22 protein-coding genes, 1 rRNA gene and 1 pseudogene are annotated in these 20,676 nt (G+C 75.4%); 15 read left to right on the top strand and 9 right to left on the bottom strand.

Going from position 1 to position 20,676, the window contains the following annotated elements:
* The first annotated feature begins 253 nt into the window (after positions 1 to 253).
* From ACI795_RS13805 to ACI795_RS13785, 5 genes are all read left to right on the top strand, one after another.
* Positions 254 to 1,510, top strand: coding sequence for a Rieske 2Fe-2S domain-containing protein (locus ACI795_RS13805; RefSeq protein WP_457076099.1), 1,257 nt, complete (start codon positions 254 to 256; stop codon positions 1,508 to 1,510).
* Between the two features lie 36 nt (positions 1,511 to 1,546).
* Positions 1,547 to 2,002: a universal stress protein gene (locus tag ACI795_RS13800; RefSeq protein ID WP_457076098.1), complete on the top strand. Its 456-nt coding sequence runs from the start codon at positions 1,547 to 1,549 to the stop codon at positions 2,000 to 2,002.
* A complete protein-coding gene (locus tag ACI795_RS13795; RefSeq protein WP_457076097.1) occupies positions 1,999 to 2,169 on the top strand; it encodes a hypothetical protein in 171 nt (56 codons plus the stop codon). Before ACI795_RS13800 ends, ACI795_RS13795 begins: the two co-directional genes overlap by 4 nt.
* 82 nt (positions 2,170 to 2,251) lie before the next feature.
* Positions 2,252 to 3,433, top strand: coding sequence for a sensor histidine kinase (locus ACI795_RS13790; protein WP_457076096.1), 1,182 nt, complete (start codon positions 2,252 to 2,254; stop codon positions 3,431 to 3,433).
* The gene (locus ACI795_RS13785) at positions 3,430 to 4,152 is read left to right on the top strand and encodes a response regulator (protein WP_457076095.1); all 723 of its coding nucleotides are present in this window, start codon (positions 3,430 to 3,432) and stop codon (positions 4,150 to 4,152) included. Before ACI795_RS13790 ends, ACI795_RS13785 begins: the two co-directional genes overlap by 4 nt.
* Before the next feature lies 1 nt (position 4,153).
* Here ACI795_RS13785 and ACI795_RS13780 read toward each other — a convergent pair whose 3' ends face one another.
* Both ACI795_RS13780 and ACI795_RS13775 read right to left on the bottom strand, forming a co-directional pair.
* On the bottom strand, positions 4,154 to 4,630 hold the full coding sequence (locus tag ACI795_RS13780; protein WP_457076093.1) for a hypothetical protein: 477 nt from the start codon (positions 4,628 to 4,630) through the stop codon (positions 4,154 to 4,156).
* Positions 4,623 to 4,925: a hypothetical protein gene (locus ACI795_RS13775; protein ID WP_457076092.1), complete on the bottom strand. Its 303-nt coding sequence runs from the start codon at positions 4,923 to 4,925 to the stop codon at positions 4,623 to 4,625. The genes ACI795_RS13780 and ACI795_RS13775 overlap by 8 nt, the downstream gene beginning before the upstream one ends.
* A gap of 201 nt (positions 4,926 to 5,126) precedes the next feature.
* On the opposite strand from ACI795_RS13775, the gene ACI795_RS13770 reads away from it, so the two are divergent.
* The 3 genes from ACI795_RS13770 to ACI795_RS13760 all read left to right on the top strand — a co-directional run bounded on the left by ACI795_RS13770 (position 5,127) and on the right by ACI795_RS13760 (position 9,688).
* Positions 5,127 to 5,900, top strand: a complete 774-nt coding sequence (locus ACI795_RS13770; RefSeq protein ID WP_457076091.1) for an ABC transporter ATP-binding protein — start codon at positions 5,127 to 5,129, stop codon at positions 5,898 to 5,900.
* A gap of 18 nt (positions 5,901 to 5,918) precedes the next feature.
* Complete coding sequence (locus ACI795_RS13765; protein ID WP_457076089.1) at positions 5,919 to 8,381, top strand: FtsX-like permease family protein; 2,463 nt, start codon at positions 5,919 to 5,921, stop codon at positions 8,379 to 8,381.
* Between the two features lie 104 nt (positions 8,382 to 8,485).
* On the top strand, positions 8,486 to 9,688 hold the full coding sequence (locus ACI795_RS13760) for an MBL fold metallo-hydrolase (RefSeq protein WP_457076088.1): 1,203 nt from the start codon (positions 8,486 to 8,488) through the stop codon (positions 9,686 to 9,688).
* Here the strand turns inward: ACI795_RS13760 and ACI795_RS13755 are convergent.
* Positions 9,672 to 10,340 (bottom strand): haloacid dehalogenase, encoded by a 669-nt coding sequence (locus tag ACI795_RS13755; RefSeq protein ID WP_457076087.1) that lies wholly within the window; start codon positions 10,338 to 10,340, stop codon positions 9,672 to 9,674. The two genes, ACI795_RS13760 and ACI795_RS13755, sit on opposite strands and share 17 nt — an antisense overlap.
* A gap of 15 nt (positions 10,341 to 10,355) precedes the next feature.
* Positions 10,356 to 11,228: an Fpg/Nei family DNA glycosylase gene (locus ACI795_RS13750; protein WP_457076086.1), complete on the bottom strand. Its 873-nt coding sequence runs from the start codon at positions 11,226 to 11,228 to the stop codon at positions 10,356 to 10,358.
* Positions 11,229 to 11,364: 136 nt separating this feature from the next.
* On the opposite strand from ACI795_RS13750, the gene ACI795_RS13745 reads away from it, so the two are divergent.
* On the top strand, positions 11,365 to 11,493 hold the full coding sequence (locus ACI795_RS13745; RefSeq protein ID WP_457076085.1) for a hypothetical protein: 129 nt from the start codon (positions 11,365 to 11,367) through the stop codon (positions 11,491 to 11,493).
* A gap of 15 nt (positions 11,494 to 11,508) precedes the next feature.
* On the opposite strand, the gene ACI795_RS13740 is transcribed toward ACI795_RS13745, so the two are convergent.
* From ACI795_RS13740 to ACI795_RS13730, 3 genes are read right to left on the bottom strand one after another with little or no spacing between them, the layout of a single operon-like run.
* Positions 11,509 to 12,690 (bottom strand): MalY/PatB family protein, encoded by a 1,182-nt coding sequence (locus tag ACI795_RS13740; RefSeq protein WP_457076084.1) that lies wholly within the window; start codon positions 12,688 to 12,690, stop codon positions 11,509 to 11,511.
* Between the two features lie 10 nt (positions 12,691 to 12,700).
* Positions 12,701 to 13,177 carry a DUF309 domain-containing protein gene (locus ACI795_RS13735; protein ID WP_457076083.1) on the bottom strand — a complete coding sequence of 159 codons (477 nt, stop codon included), beginning with the start codon at positions 13,175 to 13,177 and terminating at the stop codon, positions 12,701 to 12,703.
* Positions 13,174 to 14,145: an anti-sigma factor RsbA family regulatory protein gene (locus ACI795_RS13730; RefSeq protein ID WP_457076082.1), complete on the bottom strand. Its 972-nt coding sequence runs from the start codon at positions 14,143 to 14,145 to the stop codon at positions 13,174 to 13,176. The genes ACI795_RS13735 and ACI795_RS13730 overlap by 4 nt, the downstream gene beginning before the upstream one ends.
* Before the next feature lie 253 nt (positions 14,146 to 14,398).
* Here ACI795_RS13730 and egtE point away from each other — a divergent pair, with 253 nt between their 5' ends.
* On the top strand, positions 14,399 to 15,553 hold the full coding sequence (egtE, locus tag ACI795_RS13725) for an ergothioneine biosynthesis PLP-dependent enzyme EgtE (protein WP_457076081.1): 1,155 nt from the start codon (positions 14,399 to 14,401) through the stop codon (positions 15,551 to 15,553).
* Positions 15,469 to 15,804, top strand: a pseudogene (locus ACI795_RS13720) (anti-sigma factor); the annotation flags it as partial. The gene egtE and the pseudogene ACI795_RS13720, both read left to right, overlap by 85 nt.
* Positions 15,805 to 15,850: 46 nt before the next feature.
* On the opposite strand, the gene ACI795_RS13715 reads toward ACI795_RS13720, so the two are convergent.
* A complete protein-coding gene (locus ACI795_RS13715; protein WP_457076080.1) occupies positions 15,851 to 17,449 on the bottom strand; it encodes a methyl-accepting chemotaxis protein in 1,599 nt (532 codons plus the stop codon).
* Between the two features lie 167 nt (positions 17,450 to 17,616).
* Between ACI795_RS13715 and ACI795_RS13710 the strand changes: the two genes are divergently transcribed.
* The 4 genes from ACI795_RS13710 (at position 17,617) to ACI795_RS13695 (ending at position 19,965) form a co-directional block, all read left to right on the top strand.
* A complete protein-coding gene (locus tag ACI795_RS13710; protein WP_457076079.1) occupies positions 17,617 to 17,778 on the top strand; it encodes a hypothetical protein in 162 nt (53 codons plus the stop codon).
* Positions 17,779 to 17,993: 215 nt separating this feature from the next.
* On the top strand, positions 17,994 to 18,356 hold the full coding sequence (locus ACI795_RS13705; protein ID WP_457076078.1) for a GntR family transcriptional regulator: 363 nt from the start codon (positions 17,994 to 17,996) through the stop codon (positions 18,354 to 18,356).
* Entirely contained in the window at positions 18,353 to 19,267 is a 915-nt protein-coding gene (locus tag ACI795_RS13700; RefSeq protein WP_457076077.1) for an ABC transporter ATP-binding protein, read from the top strand. Before ACI795_RS13705 ends, ACI795_RS13700 begins: the two co-directional genes overlap by 4 nt.
* Positions 19,264 to 19,965 (top strand): hypothetical protein, encoded by a 702-nt coding sequence (locus ACI795_RS13695; RefSeq protein ID WP_457076076.1) that lies wholly within the window; start codon positions 19,264 to 19,266, stop codon positions 19,963 to 19,965. The genes ACI795_RS13700 and ACI795_RS13695 overlap by 4 nt, the downstream gene beginning before the upstream one ends.
* A gap of 446 nt (positions 19,966 to 20,411) precedes the next feature.
* Here ACI795_RS13695 and rrf read toward each other — a convergent pair.
* Positions 20,412 to 20,528: ribosomal RNA gene (rrf, locus tag ACI795_RS13690) — 5S ribosomal RNA — on the bottom strand.
* Positions 20,529 to 20,676 lie beyond the last annotated feature (148 nt).

Raw genomic sequence — 20,676 nt, 5'->3', positions numbered from 1 at the left:
GTGCGTCGCCTGGGTCGTGATCGCGGTCACCATAGGCGGACCGACCTGGACATGGGGAAGATCACGTGGCGACACGTTGCAGAAAAGTTGCGACAACGTCCGCATCTGCTGCAGAACTCCACCCAGGGGCAACGCCGGGGTAACCCACCCCTGCTGACATGGGTGCATGGCGTTCTCCTGGGCTGGCGGCACTCGGGGCACGGACACGCGGACGGCGACGGGATCCGATCCCGAGGGCACCGGCTGGTACCCGGTGGCACGCTCGGCCGACGTCGGGACCACACCCGTCCCCGTGGGCGCCGGCGGCCGGCCGTTCGTCGTCGTCCGGCTGGCCCCCGGCGCCGAGGTGACCGCCGTGGGTGCCCGCTGCCCGCACCGGCTGGTGCCGCTGACCACGGCCTCCGTCGTCGACGGCCGACTGCAGTGCGGCTACCACGGCTGGCAGTTCAACGCCGAGGGCCGGTGCACCTCCATCCCCGCGCTCGGCCCGCACGGCACGCCCCCGCCCCGCGCCGACCTGTCGGTGCCGTGGGCGGTCGAGGAGCGCGACGGCTGGGTGTGGCTGGCCCCCGACCGCACGCCGGTCGCCCGGCCGCCCGGGGCCGGCGGTTCCCGCCCGGCGCCCGACCCGGAGCCGGTGCCCGAGCTGCCCGAGCCGGCCGGCCCGGTCCTCGGCAACCTCGACCCCGCGCTGGAGCACGCCTGGCACCCGGTGGCGCTCGCCGGCGAACTGCGGGACGGCGGGTACGTCCAGGTGCGGCTGCTGGGCCGGAACTGGACCGTGCACCGGCGGGGCGGCGCGCTGGACGCCGATCCGCCGGCGTGGGGGGTGACCGAACGGCTCGGGCTGGTCTGGCTGGCCCCCGAGGAGCCGCTGGACCGGCCCCTGCCGGTGCCCGAGGTCGACGACCCCCGGTTCACCGCCGCGTGGCTGACCCCGGCCCGGACCCCCGCGCCGGCCGGCCCGCTGGCCGACGCCTTCCTCGACGCCGCCCGTGCGCCGGTCGTGCACGCCACGGCGGCCGGCCTCGATGCGGAGGTGCCCGACCGTCCGGTCACCCGGGAGCCCGGCGGGTTCTGCAGCAGTCAGGCGCTGGCCGTCGAGGACGGTGCGCTGCAGGCCACCCACGTGTACCGGGCGCCGTTCCAGCTGCTGCTGCGGCTCACCGCGCCCGACGGCGCGGGGACCACCGTCCTCACCCTCCTGCAGCCGGAGGACGGTGACTCGACGCGGGTCTTCACCTGCCTCTTCCTCGCCGGCGCCGACGGGCAGCCGGTCCCGGCGGAGGTGGTGGCGGCCGAGGTGTCCGCGGAGCAGGTCGCGCGGGCCGAGGACCTGCGCCTGGTGGCAGGCACCGCGAGCACCGGCCTGCCACTCCTGCTGCGCGACGAGCTCCACCTGCGCTCCGACCGGCTGGGGGTGGCGCTGCGACGGGCCCTCGCGGACTTCGCCGCCGCAGGTGCCGCCCTGGACCGGGCCGCCGAGCTGGAGCACCGCGCCAGCGCCTGACCCCCACCGTCCCGGCCGGTGCGCTTGGATGGCGGCGTGACCGAGGTGGGGCCCTTCGAGCGGGGGACCGACGGCCCGCGGGTGATCCTGGTGGGCGTCGACGGTTCGCCGACGTCGCTGCGGGCCGCGTCCTACGCCGCGGGGCTCGCGCGGCGGCAGCGGTCCCGGCTGGTCGCGGTGTTCGTGACCGAGGCGGCGCCACCGATGGCGGGGTGGGTGCCGAGCGCGCAGGCGCTGGTCCGGGACGCGGCGGCCGAGGTGGACGCCGAGCTGCGGGCCGAGCTGGGACGGGCGGCCGACCAGCTCGGGGTGGACGCGGAGTACCGCACCGCGCACGGGGACCCGGTGGCCGAGCTGACCCGGATCGCCGACCAGCTGCCGGCCGACGCCGTCGTCATCGGCGCCTCGGAGCAGGCCGGGCACCGGGTGGTCGGCTCGGTCGCGGTGCGGCTGGTGCGCCTGGGCCGCTGGCCGGTGACCGTCGTCCCGTGACGCGGCCGGGCAGCGCAGGGCTGGCCGCCCGGCTCGCGGGCTCGGGGCTGCCCCGACCCCGGCAGATCGTCACCGTCGACGACGTCGCGCACGGCAAGCCGGCCCCCGACCCGGCGCACGTCCGGTTCACCGTCGGCCCGGCCGGGATCACCGTCTCGCCCGCCTGAGCCCCGGTCCGACCACGGGCGGACGCGCGGCTCACCCCGCGGGACGACGACGACACGCCGTCCGCTGCCTACTGTCGGCAGCATGGACCCCACGGCTCTCGAGCGCCTCGCGGCCTGGCTGCGCCGGCACCCGTTCGCCGTCGACAGCGCGCTCGCGGCCCTCTTCTTCCTGTTCACCACCGCCCTCGGCGCGGGGTACGCAGGCGACGCGGGGCTCGTCCTCGGCTTCCTGCTGAGCGTCCCGCTGGCCTGGCGCCGCCGGGCGCCGGTGCCGGCTGCCGCGGCCGTCGTCGTCCTCTGCCTCATCCAGCTGCTGACCTACTCCACCGACCTGCTCGCCGCGGACCTCGCCGCGCTGGTGATGGTCTACGCGCTGGCGGCCTACGCACCCCGCTGGGCGTCGAAGGCAGGGCTGGCCATCGGGCTGGTCGGCGCCGTCCTCGCCGCGCTGCGGTACTACACCGGTTCGTTCGACCCGCAGTCCCTGATCATCATCTCCGGCTCCATCGGCGTCTCCGTGGTCGCCGCGTGGGCGCTGGGCGACCTGCGCCGGGCACGGATGCTCCGGATGACCGGCCTGGAGGAGCGCGCCCGGCTGCTGGAGCTGGAGCACGAGCAGGAGATGCGGCTGGCGGCCCAGGCCGAACGCGCCCGGATCGCCCGGGAGATGCACGACGTCGTCGCCCACTCCCTGTCAGTGGTGATCGCCCAGGCCGACGGCGGGCGGTACGCCGGGCAGGCCGACCCGGCGGCGGCCACCGAGGCGCTGGAGCAGATCTCGGCGACCGGCCGGCAGGCCCTCACCGACATGCGCAAGCTGCTCGGCGTGCTGCGCGAGGGCGACGGACAGGAGTTCGCCCCGCAGCCCGACGTCGCGGCGATCGACCACCTGGTCTCCGACGTCGCCGCCAGCGGGCTGGACGTCGACCTGCTGGTGGAGGGCTCCCCGCAGCCGATCCCGGCCGGCGCGCAGCTGGCCGCCTACCGGATCGTGCAGGAGTCGCTGACCAACGTCCTCAAGCACGCCGGCCCGGCCGGGAAGGCGTGGGTGCGGCTGCACTGGCGCCCGGACTCCCTGGAGCTGTCGGTGCTGGACGACGGCCGGGGCGCCGCCGCCGCGATCGCCGTCTCCGACGGACAGGGGCAGGGCCTGCTGGGCATGCGTGAGCGCGCCGAGCTGCACGGTGGCCGGCTGACCGCCGGGCCGCGACACGGCGGTGGGTTCGGCGTGCACGCCGTCCTGCCCTACCGTTCGGCCCGATGAGCAGCACATCCCCCACCGGCCCGGTCCGCGTCGTCCTCGTCGACGACCAGCAGCTGGTGCGCGCCGGGTTCCGCATGGTGATCGACTCCCAGCCCGACCTCACGGTCGTGGGCGAGGCCGGCGACGGGGCCGCGGCGGTGGACCTGCTGCGGTCGACGCCGGCCGACGTCGTCCTGATGGACATCCGCATGCCCGGCACGGACGGCATCACGGCGACCGAGCAGGTCACCGCGCTCCCCGACCCGCCCAAGGTGGTCGTGCTGACCACCTTCGACCTCGACGAGTACGTGATGTCGGCGATCGGGGCCGGAGCCAGCGGCTTCCTGCTCAAGGACGCCCCGCCGGAGGAGATGCTCACCGCGGTCCGCACGGTGCACGCCGGTGACTCGGTGATCGCCGCCAGCTCCACCCGGCGGCTGCTGCAGCACGTCGCCCCGATGCTGCGCGGGGCCGGGTCTGCGGGCGCCGCCCAGCCGCACGACGACCGGGCGCTGGCGGAGCTGACCCCCCGGGAGAAGGAGGTGCTGGTGCTGATGGCCTACGGCGCCACCAACACCGAGGTCGCCGCGCAGCTGTTCGTCAGCGAGGCGACGGTCAAGACGCACGTGGGCCGGGTGCTGGCCAAGACCGGCAGCCGCGACCGGGTGCAGGCCGTGGTGCTCGCCTACCGCACCGGCCTGGTCGCCCCCGCCGACCTGCTGCGCGACGCCCCCGCCTGAGTCACCCGCCGGGGCACCGGGTGTCGCCGCCGCTGTGCTCCTGGCAGACCGGCGGCCGGTTGTCCGGCACCGGCGCCGGCGCTTCGGACGGCGACACCAGCCGGAGCAGGGTGAACCCACCGGCCAGGCCCGCGGCCGCGGCGATCCCCGAGACCGCGACCAGCGCACCGCGGCGCCAGACCAGCCCGAGCACCACCCCGACCAGCGGCACCCCGGCCCCCACCACCGTCGCCCAGACCGCCCGCTCGTGGGCCACCGCCTGCTCGTGCCAGGTGGTGTTCCCGGCGAACGGCAGCGACCCGGCCCAGCTGACCGCGTCCCAGGCGATGCCCAGCACGAGGACCGTGGGCACGACCACCCACGCGAGGGCGAGCAGGCCCAGCAGGACGCCGGCACCGGGCGGCAGGCGCCGCGGCGGGGACCCGGCGCCCTGCCCCGGCCGGGGCGTCCGCCCCTCGTCCCCCGGCCCCTCAGTCATGGGCCAGTGCGTACAGCACGCCGGAGAACGCGGCAGCGACCAGCGCACCGGTCAGGAGCAGCGCCGTGGTCACCCGCATCCGGTTCCAGGCGGCGACGACGGCGGCCAGCACGGGGAGCGTCACCCCGACCACCCCGGCGTCCCGGGCCCGGGAGACCCCCTCGGCCACCTGGTCGGGCGTCGGCACCTCACCCCACCCGGCCCACGGGGTGCGCAAGGCGAACAGCACCGCGTTCGGCCAGGCCAGCACCCAGAGGCAGACCAGGACCGTCACCGCGGCGGTCGCCCACCGCACCGGCCTCCGCGCGGGCGCGGCTCCGTCCTGCCCTGTCCCAGCCACCGCCCCGCCTCCCCGATCAGCCCGCAGGATGACACCGCGTCCCCCTGCGGGAGCAGCGGCACGCTCACCGAGACCAGCCTCGGCGACGACGCGCGGTGACGGGCCGGGACGAGAACGTGGTCACCGTCAACGACCGCGTCCGTCCGGAGGCCCGAAGTGTCCGTCCCCGTCCTGTCCGTCCCCGGCGAGCCGCCGGCTGCCGGCTACACCGCCGCCGCCCGCGCCCGCGGGCTGCGCAAGACCTACGGCGCCGGCGAGACCGCGGTGCACGCGCTCGCGGGGGTCGACGTCGACTTCGAGCGCGGCGCCTTCTCCGCGATCATGGGCCCCTCCGGCTCGGGCAAGTCCACGCTCATGCACTGCCTCGCCGGGCTCGACGCCGCCACCGGCGGTCAGGTCTGGCTGGGCGACACCGAGCTGACCAGCCTGCGCGACGAGCAGCTGACCAAGCTGCGCCGCGAGCGGATCGGCTTCGTCTTCCAGGCGTTCAACCTGCTGCCGGTGCTCGATGCGCAGGAGAACATGCTGCTGCCGATGCAGCTGGCCGGGCAGCGCCCCGACCAGGCCTGGATGGACGATGTCGTGGCCCGGCTGGGCCTGCGCGACCGCCTGCACCACCGCCCGCACGAGCTCTCCGGCGGCCAGCAGCAGCGGGTCGCCGTCGCCCGGGCGCTGCTCCCCCGCCCCGACGTCGTCTTCGCCGACGAGCCGACCGGCAACCTGGACTCCCGCTCCGGCGCGGAGGTGCTCGACCTGCTGCGCTCCAGCGTGCGGGAGACCGGGCAGACCGTCGTCATGGTCACCCACGACCCGATGGCCGCCTCCTACGCCGACCGCGTGGTGCTGCTCGCCGACGGCCGGCTGGCCGGGGAGCTGCAGCAGCCCACCGTCGACTCGGTCATCAGCGCGCTGCGCGGGCTGGGGGACTGACCGATGCGCACCGGGGCCATGTCCACAGTCACCAGGGCGAGCATCCGCGCCCACGCGGGCCGGCTGGTCGCCTCCACCCTGGCGATCGTCATCGCCGTCGGTTTCGTCGTCGCCACGCTGGTGCTCAACGAGACCACCCGCGCGACCGTGCTGGAGGCGGCGGGCGCGCAGTACGTCGACACCGCCGTCGTCGTCACCTCGGAGACCTACGAGGGACTGGCCGGCGCCACCGACCGGATCGCCGCCGTCGACGGCGTGCAGGCGGTCGACCCCACCTGGGAGACCTCCGCGCAGATCGTCCCGCCGGGGCGCACCGGCGCCCAGTACGCGCAGGTCGAGTCGGTCGCCGGCGAGCCCTCGCTGCGCTGGCAGCACCTGACCTCCGGCGCCCTGCCGGTCCGCCCGGGTGAGGTCGCGGTGAGCGAGCGGGTGGGCGCCGAGGTCGGCGACGTCCTGCCGGTCACCGTCTACGACGCCGAGGGCACCGCGACGACCGTCGACGCCACCGTCACCGGCGTCGTCGACCTGCGCGGCGACCCCACGGCCGGCGTCTACGGGCGGCTCTGGGCCACCCCGGACCAGACGCAGGCCTGGGGCGCCACCGAGCCGACGGAGCTGCGGGTCGCCGCCACCACCGGCACCGACCCGGCCGCCCTGGCCGACCGCGTCCGCGCCGCGCTGACCGACGACGCATTCACCGTCCGCACCGGCACGGAGCAGGCCGAGCACGCCGCCGCGGCCATCACCGGCGACGCCGAGTTCCTCACCACGATCCTGCTGGTCTTCGGCACCGTGGCCGTGCTGGTCGCCGGGCTGGTCATCGCCAACACCTTCGCCGTGCTGCTGGCCCAGCGCACCCGGGACCTGGCGCTGCTGCGCTGCGTCGGCGCCACCGCGCGGCAGATCCGCCGCAGCGTGCTGGGTGAGGCCGCGGTGACCGGGCTGGCCGCCTCGGTGCTCGGGGTGCTCGCCGGTGTCGGGCTGGCCACGCTGGTCTCCGCGATCGTCGGCTCCACCGACTCGCCCATCCCGCTGTCGGGGGTCTCGGTGCCGCTCTACGCGGTGCTCGCCGGCCTCGCCGTCGGCACCCTGACCACCCTGCTGGCCGCCATCGCCCCCGCGCGGGCCGCCACCCGGGTGGCGCCGCTGGCCGCGCTGCGGCCCACCGACCCGGCGCCGCTGCGCTCCCGGGGCGGCGTGGTGCGGCTGGTCCTCGGACTGCTGCTCGTCGTGCCCGGTGTGGCGCTCATGGTGTACGGCGTCAGCGACGCGGAGATCCTGATCACGCTGCCCGGCGGGGTGCTCAGCGCCCTCGGCGGGCTGCTGCTGGCCCAGCGCGCGGTGCCCCCGGTGGTCGCGGCGGCCGGCCGGCTGCTCGGCCGCGCCGGCGGGCTGCCCGGCCGGCTCGCCGCCGGCAACGCCTCGCGCAACCCGCGCCGGACGGCGGCCACCGCGACCGCGCTGATCATCGGTGTCACGCTGACCACGGCGATGGTGGTCGGCGCCTCGTCCACCCGGGCGACGGCGCAGGCGGGCCTGGCCGCGGAATACCCGACCGACGTGATCGTCCAGGGCGGGGGCACCGAGCTGCCCGCGTCGCTGTCGGGGCAGCTGGAGGCGGTGGACGGCGTGGTCGCCACGACCACCCTGGCCGGGGGCACGGTCACCGGCCCGGCCGGCTGGGAGACCTGGGCCCTCGGGGTCGACCCCGAGCAGGCGCTGCCGGTGCTGCGTTCCACCGCGGACACGACGCTGCCCGCCCTGGGTGAGGTCGCCCTGTCCCGCTGGACCCGGGAGAGCTGGGGCACGGGGGTGGGCGACCGCGTGACCCTGACCGCCGGCGACCGGTCGCGGGAGCTGGCGGTGGTGGCCGGCGACGGCGACAACCCGCTGCTCAACGACGCGGACCTGCGCGCCCTGGTGCCGGACGCCGTCCAGGACACCGTCTGGCTGCGGCTGGCCGACGACGCCGACCAGACCACGGCCATCGACGACGTGACCGACCTGGCCGGTGCCGCCGTCCCCACCGCGTGGGTCACCGGCCTGGCCAGCGAGCGGGCGGCGATCGACCAGGTGGTCGACGTGCTGCTGCTGGTGGTCACCGGGCTGCTCGGGGTCGCCGTGCTCATCGCGCTGATCGGCGTGGGCAACACGCTGGCCCTCTCGGTGGTCGAGCGGCGGCAGGAGAGCGGGCTGCTCCGCGCCCTCGGGCTCACCCGGCGCCAGCTGCGTGCGCTGCTGGCCTGGGAGGCGGTGCTGGTCGCCGGCGTGGCCGCGGTGATCGGGGTGCTCGTCGGTGGCGCCTTCGGCGCGGCCGGTGCGGCCTCGGCGCTCGGCGAGGTCGGCGAGGTCGTGGTCAGCGTGCCGTGGCTGCAGGTGGCGGCGGTCGTCGTCGTCGCCACGGTGGCCGGGCTGCTCGCCTCGGTGCTGCCCGCCCGGCGCGCGGCGAAGACCCCGCCGGTGGCGGCGATCGCCGGCTGAACCGCGAGCAGGCCGGGCCCTGTCCACCTCCTGGTGGGCAGGGCCCGGCGTCGTCTGCGCCACTTCCCGGGCGACACCCAGCCGGGTCGGGGATGCTGGAGGGCGTGCCGAGACTCCGCCGTACCGCCGCCCTCACCGCCGCCGCTGCCCTCACCGGCGGGGTCGGCTGGCTGGCCCGGGCCGCCTGGGGCCTGCCGACGGCGCTGGGCGCCAGCCAGCGCCGGCTGCGCCCCACCGTCACCGGCTCCCCGCAGTTCGCCGAGGGCAAGTTCCACAACAGCATGCCGACCCCCGCGCTGGAGCCGGCCAACGCCCGCAACGGCCTGCTGCGCCAGTGGCACGAGGACCGGCACAAGGGCCTGCCCGGCGCCCCGATCCCCCTGGCCACCCCCGAGGTGCCCGAGCAGGCCGGCGACCTGGCGGTCACCTGGTACGGCCACTCGAGCGCGCTGCTGGAGATCGATGGCCGGCGGGTGCTGGTCGACCCGGTGTGGGGCGAGCGGGTGTCGCCGTCCCCGGTGTTCGGACCGGCCCGGCTGCACCCCGCGCCGGCGCCGATCGCCAGCCTGCCGGCGGTGGACGCGATCCTGATCAGCCACGACCACTACGACCACCTCGACCTCCCCTCGGTGCGCGCGCTGGTGCGCACCCAGTCCGCGCCCTTCGTCGTCCCGCTGGGCATCGGCGCCCACCTGCGCGGCTGGGGCGTCCCCGAGGAGCGGGTGGTGGAGCTGGACTGGGACCAGTCGACGACGGTCGCCGGGCTGACCCTCACCTGCACCGAGGCCCGGCACTTCTCCGGCCGCTTCTTCGCCCGGGACACCACGCTGTGGTCGTCCTGGGTGGTCACCGGACCGCGGCGGCGGGTCTTCTTCGGTGGCGACACCGGCTACACCCCGGCCTTCGCCGGGATCGGCGCCCGGCTGGGCCCCTTCGACCTCACCCTGCAGCCGATCGGCGCCTACAACGACGCCTGGCACGCCATCCACATGGACCCGGAGGAGGCGGTCCGGGCGCACGGCGACCTGGGCGGCCGGGTGCTGCTGCCGATCCACTGGGCCACGTTCAACCTGGCCTTCCACCGGTGGGCCGAGCCCGTGCAGCGGCTGCTGACCGCCGCCGGGGAGCGCGACGTGCAGCTCGTCGTCCCGCGGCCGGGCGAGCGGGTCGACGTGCTCGACCCGCCGCCGCTGACCGACTGGTGGAGCGCGGTCGGGTCCGCCGAGGTCGAAGCCGGTCCGGAGACCGGGCTGGTCGGCACCGTGGCCGCGCGGGCGCGACGGGGCAGGCTCAGCCCCCGGCGGTGATCCGGGCGAGGAGGGCGGGGAGCTCCGTCAGGTCCTCGACCTCGTACTGCGGCTGCGGGCCGTCGGGGTCGACCCGGTGCCCGGGGCGGCGCACCCGCACCACCGTCATCCCGGCCTCCAGGGCCCCGCGGGTGTCCCGGGCCGAGGCCGGCACGTGCACGTCCACCCCGGCGGCGGCCGCGCGCCGGTAGAGCTCCGGGTGCGGCTTGTAGGCGCTGAGCCGTTCACTGGTGAGCACGGCGTCGTCGGCGACGAGGGCGGCGGCCCGGGTACGGCGGAACAGCACGTCGTCGACGTTGGAGAGCACCCCGACCGTGTGCTGCTCGGCCACCAGCGGCAGCGCCCGGCCGACCTCGGGCCACAGCGGCCAGTCCGGCAGCGACTCCAGCAGGGCCAGGACGTCGGCGGTCGGATCGGCGACCAGGCCGCGGGCGGCGTAGGTGGCGGACAGCGCTCGGCGGCAGTGCTCGGCGAAGGGCACCCACTCGGCCGTGTCCTTCTGCGACGCCTTGTTGCGGGCGTCCCAGTCGTCGTAGAGGTCCTCCCCGTGGAGGTCCCAGCCGTGGCCGGCGGCGAGCGCTTCCAGGGCCGCCGATCCGCCCGCCCGGGAGTCGATGAGCGCGCTGAAGAGGTCGAACGTCACCAAGGCCATGGGGCCATCCTGCGCTCAGCGCAGCAGCTTGGACATCCGCCGGTCCGCCAGCGGCTTGCCGCCGGTCTGGCAGGTCGGGCAGTACTGCAGCGAGGTGTCGGCGAAGGAGACCTCGCGCACCGTGTCCCCACAGACCGGGCACGGCAGCCCGGTGCGGGCGTGCACCTGCAGACCGGCCCGCTTCTCGCCCTTCATGGTGGCCGCGCGCTGGCCGAGCTGGCGGTCCAGGGCGCCGGTGAGCACCTCCCGCAGGGCGGCGTGCAGGCGGATCAGCTCGTCGTCGGTGAGCTTGTCGGCCATCTTGAACGGGGAGAGCCGGGCAGCGTGCAGGATCTCGTCGGAGTAGGCGTTGCCGACCCCGGCGACCACCGTCTGGTCGGTGAGCGTGCCCTTGAGCTGGGCGCGCCTGCCGGCCAGCAGCGCCCCGAGCTGCTCGGTGCCCAGCTCCAGCGCGTCCGGGCCGAGCCGGGCGATGCCGGGCACCTCCGACGGCGAGCGGACGACATACACCGCCAGGCCCTTGCGCGTGCCCTGCTCGGTGAGGTCGAAGCCCGGGGCCGGTGGGTCGTCGTCGAGAGGCGCCAGGTGGACCCGCAGCGCCAGCGGGCCCTTGCCGGGCTTGGGCGGTGCGGGAGGCAGGTCCTCCCGCCAGTGCAGCCAGCCGGCCCGGGCCAGGTGCACCACCAGGTGCAGGCCGGAGACGTCGAGGTCGAGGAACTTGCCGTGCCGGACGGCGCCGGTGACCTCCAGCCCGGCGAGCGAGGACAGCGGCGGGTCGAAGGTCTTGATCGCCTGCACCGCGGCCAGGTCGACGCGCGTCACGGTCCGGCCGACGGCGTTCTCCCGCAGGAACGCCGCCAGCGCCTCCACCTCGGGCAACTCGGGCACGCCCCCATGATCCACACACCCGCCACCCCGAGGGGCGGTCAGCGGGTCGGCCGCAAGGGTCGCCGCGGGGCGGCCCCGGGCCCGGCTGAACCGGGCGATCGTGAGCCTGCGGGCCGGAGAGGGGGTGCCCCGGGCGATGGCCGCCGCCGGCTTCAGCACCCGGCACGGCCTGCTCGAGGCGCTGAGCCGGGAGTGCGGCATCCCCCTGGACCGGCTGCTCACCGACCCGGCCGCCCCGTTCGTCGCGGCATCCGCCGCGGCCTGACCGGGAGCCGGGCGGTCAGCCGAGAGCGGTGGCCAGGCGCTGGACGATCGTGCGCAGCACCGGCCGCGGTGTGGCCAGGGTGAGCCGCACGTGCCCCGCTCCCGCGGCGCCGCACTCGGTGCCGTCGACCAGCGCCACCCCGGCCTCGCGGAGGAGGAACTCCCCCAGCGGCTCCGCGATGCCCAGCTCCCGGCAGTCGAGCCAGGCCAGGTAGGTGCCCTCCGGCGGCGTGTACCGCACCCGCGGCAGGTGCTCGGCGAGCAGGTCGCCGAGCAGCCGACGGCTGCCGTCGAGGTGGCCGAGGACGCCGTCCAGCCAGGCACCGCCCGCGGTGTAGGCGACGGTGTTCGCGATCGCGCCGAGGGTCGAGCAGCCGTGCTCGGCCCGCTCGCCCACCCGGGCCCAGTGCGCGGCGTCGGCGTCGCTCGAGAGCACCAGCTGCGCGCACTTGAGGCCGGGCAGGTTCCACGCCTTGGACGCCGACGTCGCGGTGACCGTGTGCGCGGCGGTGAGCGGCGACAGCGACGCGTAGGGCCGGTGCACCTGCCCCGGGTACACCAGCGGGGCGTGGATCTCGTCGGCGAACACCCGCGCCCCGCGCCGCGCGACCACCTCGGCCAGCTCGAGCTGCTCGGCCTCGGTGAACACCCGGCCCAGCGGGTTGTGCGGGTTCACGTGCACGAACAGCCCGCCGTCGGCCAGCGCCCGGTCGATCCCGGCCAGGTCGTAGGTCAGCCGGCCGTCGGCGCCGGGCACCATCGGCACCTGCACGACCTCGCGGCCGCGCTCACCGGGCACCCGCAGGAACGGCATGTACGCCGGGGTCGGCAGCACCACCGGCGCGCCGGGCGGGGTGAAGTGGTCGATCGCTGCGGTGAGCCCCGCGACGACGTCGGCCAGCGGCGCCACCCGCTCGGCGGGCACCGTCCAGCCGTACCGCTCGGCCTGCCACCCGGCGCAGGCCCGGGCCAGGTCCTGCTGGACGGCGGCCGGCAGGTAGCCGAGAGCGGCGGCGTCGACCGCCTCGTGCAGCGCCCGGGTCACCACCGGCGCCGTGCCGACGTCCATCTCGGCCACGAACGCACCGATCGCGGTGCCGTACCTGGTCCACTTCAGGCTGCCGGCGGCGCGCAGCGAGTCCTCGCTCAGCGCGTCGAAGGAGGCCGCATCGAATGAGGCCGGGAGGTCGTCGCTCACCGGACCACCCTCACCCGGCGCGGAGCCGGGGTGCGGCGAGGTCCAGCGGCCGGCCGGCCGCGGCGTCCGCCTCGAGGCGGGTGGCCCAGGCGGCCAGGCCGGCGTCGTCCACCCCGTGCCGGCGGGCCGCCTCCTGCGCCGTGGACAGCGAGCGCACCCCGCGGCCGAGCAGCGTCGCCGCCCCCGTCGCGTTGCCGCGCGCGGCGTGGGTGAGGCCGACGGCGAGCTGGGCCAGCCCCCGCCAGAGGTCCCGCTCGTCCTCCGGGCCGGACTTCCAGGCGTCCTCCAGCACCTCGTGGGCGTGGAAGGGCCGGCCGGCATCGAGCAGCTGCTGGGCCTCGGCCAGCGTCTGCGCCGGGGCCCGGACGACGCCCTCGGGCGCCCGCGGCTCCCCCACGGCGCCGTGGGGCAGCGGCCGGCCGAGGGCGTCCCGGGGCCGGGCGTTGCGGGCCCGCCCCGCCTCGTCGCGGTCCCGCCCGGCGCTCATCGCAGGACCGTGGTCAGCCGCACCCGCACGCCGTCGTCGGTGGGGGTGATGTCGACGTGGTCGCACAGCTGCCGGGCCAGCCACAGCCCCATCCCGCCCAGGGAGAGGTCGTCGCCGTGCGCCGGCCCGTAGCCGATGAAGGGGTCCTGCAGCCCGGCACCCCGGTCGGTGACGGTGCAGACCAGCCGCTCCGGGCCGATCCACAGCCGCAGGTCGACCGGGGGACGGCCGTGCCGCAGCGCGTTGGTGGTCATCTCGTCGACCGCGAGCAGGAAGTCCTCCAGCGCCGGCTCCGACCCCGGCGGCAGACCCGCCCCGGCGGCGCGGGCGGCCAGGTCGCGGCGGAGCCCGCGCAGGTCGCGGACGCCGTCGGCGCGCACCAGCGGCTCGGTCTCCTCCAGCGGTTCGGGCGGGATCGGCAGCGAGGTCAGGTAGTCGGCGGGGTCGACGTGGTCCGGGTTGCGCCGCACCTCGCCGTCGACGACGACGTACGGGTGGGTGGCGACGGCGGCGGCCACGAGCGGCTCGGGCACGCGGCGGGTGTCGACCAGGCACAGCACGACCAGCCCGTCGTCCCCCAGCTCGGCGGCCTCGGTGAGCGTGTGGTCGAGCACCGCGTCGTAGCGCTGCCACTCCCGCCAGGTGTCCGGGTCGGGGCCGGGCCGCGGCTCGAGGACCACCCGGACGACGCCGCCGCCGTCGCGGTGCTGCTCACCGAGCCGGCGGACGGCGGTGATCGCCGCGGCTGGGCCGTTGCCGTACACGTCGGCCCAGGCCGCCCAGTCGATCCCCGGCCGGTTCCCGAGCTCCTTCTCCAGCAGCGCCGCGGTGGGGTCGGTGCTGACGACCACGACCGGCTGACCGGCGGCCAGACCGGCGACGACGAAGGCGACCGCGCCGTCGACCAGCTCCGCGTCGGAGGAGGCCACGAGCGCACGGTGCACCCCGGGCTCTGCTGCCCCGTCCATGCGTGCTGTTCTCCGTCCTGCCGATCCTCTGCCACCCCGCGTGTCGGCAGCGTGCCCGAGGGCTCCCTACCCGGCCGTGACGCGGCCAGTCCTCGACCCGGGCGCCCCACCCCTGCGGGGGAGGCGCGGCGCGCGCCTGCCGCACTCTGCCGGATGGAACCAGACGACGCCGGGTCGCGCTCCCCGAGTCCGGCGGCAGTGGCCTGCCGGTGGACCGGTCACCGGCCTCCGCGGCTCACCTAGCGTCCAGGGGGTGAGCGCCCTCTCCCCCGACCTCCCCCACGACGACCTCGGCGACGCCTGGCGCGCGGCGCGCCCCCGCGCGGCCGGCGTGCACCTGGACAGCGCGGCGTGCAGCCGGCAGAGCACCGCGGTCCTCGACGCGGTGGCCCGGCACGCCCGGCACGAGGCCGAGCTCGGCGGCTACGTGGCCGAGGCGGCCGCCGAGGGGCTGCTGCAGCAGGGCCGGTCGGTGCTGGGCGGGCTGGTCGGCATGGCCGCCGCCGACGTCGCGTTCACCGAGAGCGCCCTGGACTCGCTGCGCACGCTGCTGGCCGGGTGGCGGCTGCCGGCCGGCAGCACCGTCGGGCTGTTCCCCAACGAGTACTGGCACAACGTCACCGCCTTCACCGCAGCCGGGTTGATCCCGGTGCTCCTGCCCACCGACGACCTGGGCCGGGCCGACGTCGAGGGGGTCGAACGCGCGCTGCGCGCGGCCCCGCCCGCGCTGGTCCACCTCACCGTGGTGGCCAGCCACCGCGGCGTCGTCCAGCCGGCCCGCGAGCTCGCGGCGGTCTGCCGGGCCGTCGGCGTCCCGCTGGTGCTCGACCTGGCCCAGGCGCTGGGCCAGGTCGATTGCGACCTGCCCGTCGACGTCGCCTACGGCACCTCGCGCAAGTGGCTGGCCGGCCCGCGGGGCGTCGGGTTCCTGGCAGTGCGGCCGTCGGTCACCGCACGGATGACCCCGCAGACCGCCCCCTCGTGGTACGACGACGGCGGCGCGGGCGTCGACCACGCCCGGTGGTACGAGTCCCGCGAGGCGCACATCGCCGGACGCATCGGGCTGGTGCTGGCGATCGGCGAGCACCTGGCCGCGGGTCCGCACCGGGTCCGCGAGCGGCTGGCGGCGCTGGGCCGTGCCACCCGGGAGCGGCTGGACGGCCGGGGCGGGTGGCAGGTGGCCGAGCCGCTGGAGGAGCCCACCGCGATCACCACGCTGCGCCCACCGGCCGGCGTCGACGTCCGGGAGACCGTCCAGCGGCTGCGGCTGGAGCACGGCGTCGTCGTCACCGCCGTCGGCCGGGAGCGGGCCCGGCCCGAGCTGAACGGCCCGGTGCTGCGGGTCTCGCCGCACCTGGACGCGGCCCCGGCGGACCTCGACGCGCTGGCCCGCGCGCTGGCCGGCTGACGGAAGTCCGGCGGTACTGCATCCAGGCCCGGGCGGCGCTGACCGACGGCTACGACGAGGTGTGGCTGCTGCGGCCCGCCGTCTCGGGCATGGTGCAGGTCGGCGTCCTCACCGAGGGCGCGACGTCGCTGCCGCTGCCCGACGCGCTCGACCTGGCCGCGTACCCGCTGGTCGACGTCTCGGTCGAGCCGCTGGACGGCGACCCGACGCACTCCGGTCTCTCGGTCGCGCGGGGCGAGCTGAGCCGCTGACCACCACGGGGCCCCGGCAGCACCGGGGCCCCGTGGCGGTCAGGTGTCAGACGACGAACTGCGCGACCCGGGTCTCCAGGTCCGCCGCCCGGCCGGCCAGCTGGTCGGCGATGCTGCGGGTGGACTCGATCCGCTGCGCGCTGGTCTCCGCCGAGCCGGTGACCGATGCGGCGGCGGAGGCGATGTCCCGGCTGCCGTCGGCGGCGACGCCGATGTTCCGGTCGATCTCCGCGGCCGCGGCGGTCTGCTCCTCCACCGCTGCCGCGATGGTCGCCTGCAGCTCGTTGATCTGCCCGACCGTGTCGCCGATCCGGGCGATCGCCTGCACCGCCTGGCCGGAGTCGGCCTGGATGGCCTGGATCCGCATCGAGACGTCCTCGGTGGCCTTGGCCGTCTCCTGGGCCAGCTCCTTGACCTCGGTGGCGACGACAGCGAAGCCCTTGCCCAGCTCACCGGCGCGGGCCGCCTCGATGGTGGCGTTGAGCGCGAGCAGGTTGGTCTGCTCGGCGATGCCGGTGATCACCTTGATGACGTTGCCGATCTCGGCGGAGGAGTTGCCGAGCTGGTTGAGCGTGTCGTTGGTGCTCGCGACGATCCGCACGGCGTCGTCGGCGACGGCCGCGGCCTGCTGCGCGGAGCGGGAGATCTCGCGGATCGAGGCGGTCATCTCCTCGGCGCCGGTGGCCAGCTGCGCGACGTTGCCGGAGACCGACTGGGCGGTCCCGGAGACCGAGTGCGCGTGGCCCACGCCGGTGCGCGAGGCCTCGACGACGTCCGCCGTGGCGGTGGTCAGCTCGCGGACCAGCCCGGTCATCGACCCGGCCGAGCCGATCACGTCGGCCACCATCTCGCGGATCCGGGCCATGCCCTGGGACAGCGCGCCGCTCAGCTGGCCGAGCTCGTCCTCGGAGGTGCGATCGATCTGGTACGTCAGGTCGCCTCGGGCCAGCGCGTCAGCGGCCGCCCGGACCGGCTCGATGCGGCTGCGGATGTCGCGGGCGATGAACCAGCCCAGGCCGACCGCGAGCAGCACGCCCGCGGCCAGCAGGACCAGCGTGAGCGTCTCCGCGGAGGAGAAGCTGTCCCCGATCGTCTCCCGGCTGGCCTCCTCGTCGGCGACCAGGACGTCGGCGAGCTCACCGACCTGCTGCTGCAGCTCGAGGTACGCCCCCGTGGCGATGTCGCCGAGTTCCTTGGCGTTGGGGAGCCCGGCCTGGAGCCCGGCCTGGTAGGCGGCGTCGGTGTCCACCATCTCGACCCACTGGTCGCTCAGCGCCTCGGCCTGCGCCCGGAACTCCGCCGGGACCGTCTCGACGACGGCGGCGACCGAGGCGTCGGTGGCGGCCTTCGCCTCGACCTGCAGCCCGCCCTGCATCTGGGCGGTGGCGAGGTCGCCGGTGGCAGCGCTCAGACCGGCGACCAGGCCGTGCACCGAGTAGGACTGGTAGTCGTCGGTCAGCTGCTGGAGGTGCGCCAGCGGCGTGACGTCGCGGGCCGAGAGGTCCTCCACCTGACCGTGGATGGAGGCCATCTGCCCGACGTTGGTCAGACCGAGCGCGACCATGACGGCGGCGACGCCGAGGAACGCGGCGATGAGCTTCGTGCGCACGCTGCGGCGCAGGAAGGAGGGGGTCAGCGACGACACCGTGGTTGCTCCCGGGATCAGATTTGTTGGTCCTCCTCTCATCGGCCGATTTCGAGCCGTTCTGGAGCTGACGCGCGGTTTCCGCATGTGATGTTCGTCGTCGGGCGTTCCCGTGGCGCCGCCGGGTAGGGCCTGCGAGGAACACCCGCCCGCTCCCAGGAGGTCCCATGACCAGCCCCGATGACGATCTGAAGGCCCGCGCGAAGCAGCACGTCGAGCAGTTGCCGGCCGAGACCGCGCTGGGCAACGCCGACCCGGCCGGCGGGGTCGACGACGACCCGCGAGTGCTCGACCAGGCCGCTCGCGAAGAAGGCGAACAGCAGAGCTGACACCACCGCCCCCTCGGTCGCCCGGCGGCCGAGGGGGCGCGCACCACCCGGCAGCTCGGCCGCGACCCGACCGCCGCACACATCCGCCCCCGCGCCGTCCGCGCGCCCGGGGCGCACCTCCCCTCTTGCCCGGCGGCCACGACTGCCTCTACGGTTCGTTACATGAGTAATGAACCAGCGAGCCGCCGGGCTCGTCTCGTTGCTACCGGGACGACGTGAACGAGGACGCCGGCCCGATCTTCCGGCAGATCGCGACCCAGCTGGAGGACGCGATCGTCGACGGCTCCCTCCCCGAGGAGAGCCAGGCCCCCTCGTCCAACGAGCTGGCCGCGTTCCACCGCATCAACCCCGCCACCGCCGCCAAGGGCTTGAACCAGTTGGTCGCCGACGGGGTTCTCTACAAGAGACGAGGAGTGGGGATGTTCGTCGCCACCGGCGCCCGCGAGCAGCTGCTGAAGCGGCGGCGCAGCGAGTTCGCCGACCAGTACCTGACCCCCTTGCTGGTCGAGGCCGCCAAGGTCGGGATCAGCGTGCCCGAGATCGCCGCAATGCTGCAGGAACGGACGGACGGGGCATGACCGCCGCCACCCTGCACGGGGTCACCCTGCGCTTCCGGGGCCACACCGCCCTGAACGACGTCTCCGTCGGCTTCCCGGCCGACACCATCACCGGGCTGCTCGGGCGCAACGGCGCGGGCAAGACGACGCTCATGCAGCTGCTCAGCGGGCACCGCGTGCCGACGTCGGGCCGGGTGGAGGTGCTCGGCGCCCGCCCCTACGAGAACGACTACGTGCTCAGCCGGATCTGCTTCATCAAGGAGGGGCAGCGGTACCCCGACCACTTCCGCGTGCGGGACGCCGTGGCCGTCGCCGGGACGCTCTACCCGAACTGGGACCGGGACCTGGCCGAGCAGCTGCTGAACGACTTCGACCTGCCCCGCAAGCGGGCGATCAAGAAGCTCTCCCGCGGCATGACCTCCGCCGTCGGGGTCGTCATCGGACTGGCGTCGCGCGCACCGGTGACGCTGTTCGACGAGCCCTACCTCGGCCTGGACGCGGTCGCCCGGCAGCTGTTCTACGACCGCCTGCTGGCCGACTACGCCGAGCAGCCCAGGACCGTGGTGCTCTCCACCCACCTCATCGAGGAGATCAGCGACCTGCTCGAACACGTCGTGCTGATCGACCAGGGCCGAGTGCTCCTGGACTCCGACGCCGAGGCGCTGCGGGGAACCGCGCTCACGGTGTCCGGCCCCGCGCCGGCGGTGACCGCGTTCACCGCCGCGCACCGGGTCCTGCGCACCGAGTCCCTGGCAGGGCACGCCCGGACGATCGTCCAGGTGGGCTCGGTGACCGACCGCGATGCCGCGACCCGGGCGGGCCTCACCGTGGAACCGACGTCGATCCAGCAGCTGGTGGTCGCCCTGAGCCAGGCGGCGACCGGCGGCCAGGCGCATGCCGCGGACCGGACCCTCGAGGAGGTGGCCCGATGAACCGGGTGCTGGCCACCGCGCGGATGCACCTGGCCCACCCCCTGGTGATCCTGGGTGTGCCGTGGCTGGTCGTGACGATCAGCTTCGTGATCAACCTGGGCATCTGGGGCCTGGGGGACGTCGCCGCCAAGGAGCCCGACGGCGGGCTCGCCGGCGGGCTCGTCTCCCTCTACATCACCGTGCTCATCGTCTTCGTGCAGGCGGTGACCCAGATGTTCCCCTTCGCGTTGGGGGTGAGCCTCAGCCGGCGCACCTTCTACCTGGGCACGGCACTGGTGGCTGCGGTGCAGGCGTTGGCCTACGGCGTCGCGCTCACGGCGCTCAGTGCGATCGAGCGAGCCACGGACGGTTGGGGGGTCGGTCTCCGCTTCTGGGCACCAGGGCCGCTGGACGTGGGCAGCCCCGCACTGCAGGTCCTCGTCCACGGCCTGCCGATGCTCGCCTGCGCCTTCCTCGGCATGGCCATCGGCGTCGTCCACAAGCGGTGGGGGGCACCCGGTCTGTGGACGCTCGGCATCGGCGTGCTCGTGCTGTTCGGCGGCCTCACCGTCCTGATCACCGGCCTCGACACATGGGGCGCCGTCGGACGCTGGCTGGTCGAGCAGAGCGTGTACGCCTACACACTGCTGCTGCCAGCGGTGGCAGCAGCGGTCCTCGCCGGCCTGTCGTGGACGGGACTGCGCCGCGCCGTCCCCTGACGCACGTCATCCGAGTGGCCGGTCACCAGCGAGTGGCCGGCCACTCGCACGTCCCCGAGCGGCGTTGCGTCACGTGACGCGAACCGGGCATGGGCGCAGGCACCCTGAGCCGCCGGCGACGGACGCAACCGGCTGCCGCCGAGCCACCAGCCGTTTGGCGCGGACAGCGCGCGCCGGCCCCCGGGAGCAACGCTCCGCCAGACCCAGCCGGCACCCCGCTGTTCGATGTCGACGTGACCCGGGACGTCGCTTGATCCGGAGTCACCGCGCTTTCTGTACCGAAAGCTGCCGCGCTTTCGGTGCAGCAAACGCTGGAGCTCTCGGTGCAGCAAACGCACGCGCGCTGAAGCCCGAAGGGCCCGGGGAATCGGCGCGGGGCACACTGCCCCGGAAACGCCGAAACGGGGCCCCAGCCAAGTGACTGGAACCCCGTCTCGGGAAAGATTGTCCGGCGGCGTCCTACTCTCCCACCCGGTCCCCCGGGCAGTACCATCGGCGCTGAAAGGCTTAGCTTCCGGGTTCGGAATGAGACCGGGCGTTTCCCTTTCGCCATGACCGCCGTAACTCTGTGAAACTGTCGACCACCCACCACACGGTGGAATAGTTCGTCGTTTCAGAGCTGCACAGTGGACGCGACACTTCCTGCAAAGAGGCTGGATGGTGTGTGTGATCAAGCCCTCGGCCTATTAGTACCGGTCAGCTCCACGACTC

This window comes from Modestobacter sp. SYSU DS0290 (assembly GCF_054050955.1).
Note: the sequence above shows the minus strand (reverse complement) of the source record. Positions and strands in the feature narration are given on the sequence as shown.

Excerpts from the sequence above, each read along its gene's own strand:
- ACI795_RS13695 (WP_457076076.1), top strand. The coding sequence starts at position 19,264 with ATGAACCGGGTGCTGGCCACCGCGCGGATGCACCTGGCCCACCCCCTG.
- ACI795_RS13780 (WP_457076093.1), bottom strand. The coding sequence starts at position 4,630 with ATGACTGAGGGGCCGGGGGACGAGGGGCGGACGCCCCGGCCGGGGCAG.
- ACI795_RS13790 (WP_457076096.1), top strand. The coding sequence starts at position 2,252 with ATGGACCCCACGGCTCTCGAGCGCCTCGCGGCCTGGCTGCGCCGGCAC.
- ACI795_RS13785 (WP_457076095.1), top strand. The coding sequence starts at position 3,430 with ATGAGCAGCACATCCCCCACCGGCCCGGTCCGCGTCGTCCTCGTCGAC.
- ACI795_RS13735 (WP_457076083.1), bottom strand. The coding sequence starts at position 13,177 with ATGAGCGCCGGGCGGGACCGCGACGAGGCGGGGCGGGCCCGCAACGCC.
- ACI795_RS13700 (WP_457076077.1), top strand. The coding sequence starts at position 18,353 with ATGACCGCCGCCACCCTGCACGGGGTCACCCTGCGCTTCCGGGGCCAC.
- ACI795_RS13755 (WP_457076087.1), bottom strand. The coding sequence starts at position 10,340 with ATGGCCTTGGTGACGTTCGACCTCTTCAGCGCGCTCATCGACTCCCGG.
- ACI795_RS13745 (WP_457076085.1), top strand. The coding sequence starts at position 11,365 with ATGGCCGCCGCCGGCTTCAGCACCCGGCACGGCCTGCTCGAGGCGCTG.
- ACI795_RS13730 (WP_457076082.1), bottom strand. The coding sequence starts at position 14,145 with ATGGACGGGGCAGCAGAGCCCGGGGTGCACCGTGCGCTCGTGGCCTCC.
- ACI795_RS13765 (WP_457076089.1), top strand. The coding sequence starts at position 5,919 with ATGTCCACAGTCACCAGGGCGAGCATCCGCGCCCACGCGGGCCGGCTG.
- ACI795_RS13710 (WP_457076079.1), top strand. The coding sequence starts at position 17,617 with ATGACCAGCCCCGATGACGATCTGAAGGCCCGCGCGAAGCAGCACGTC.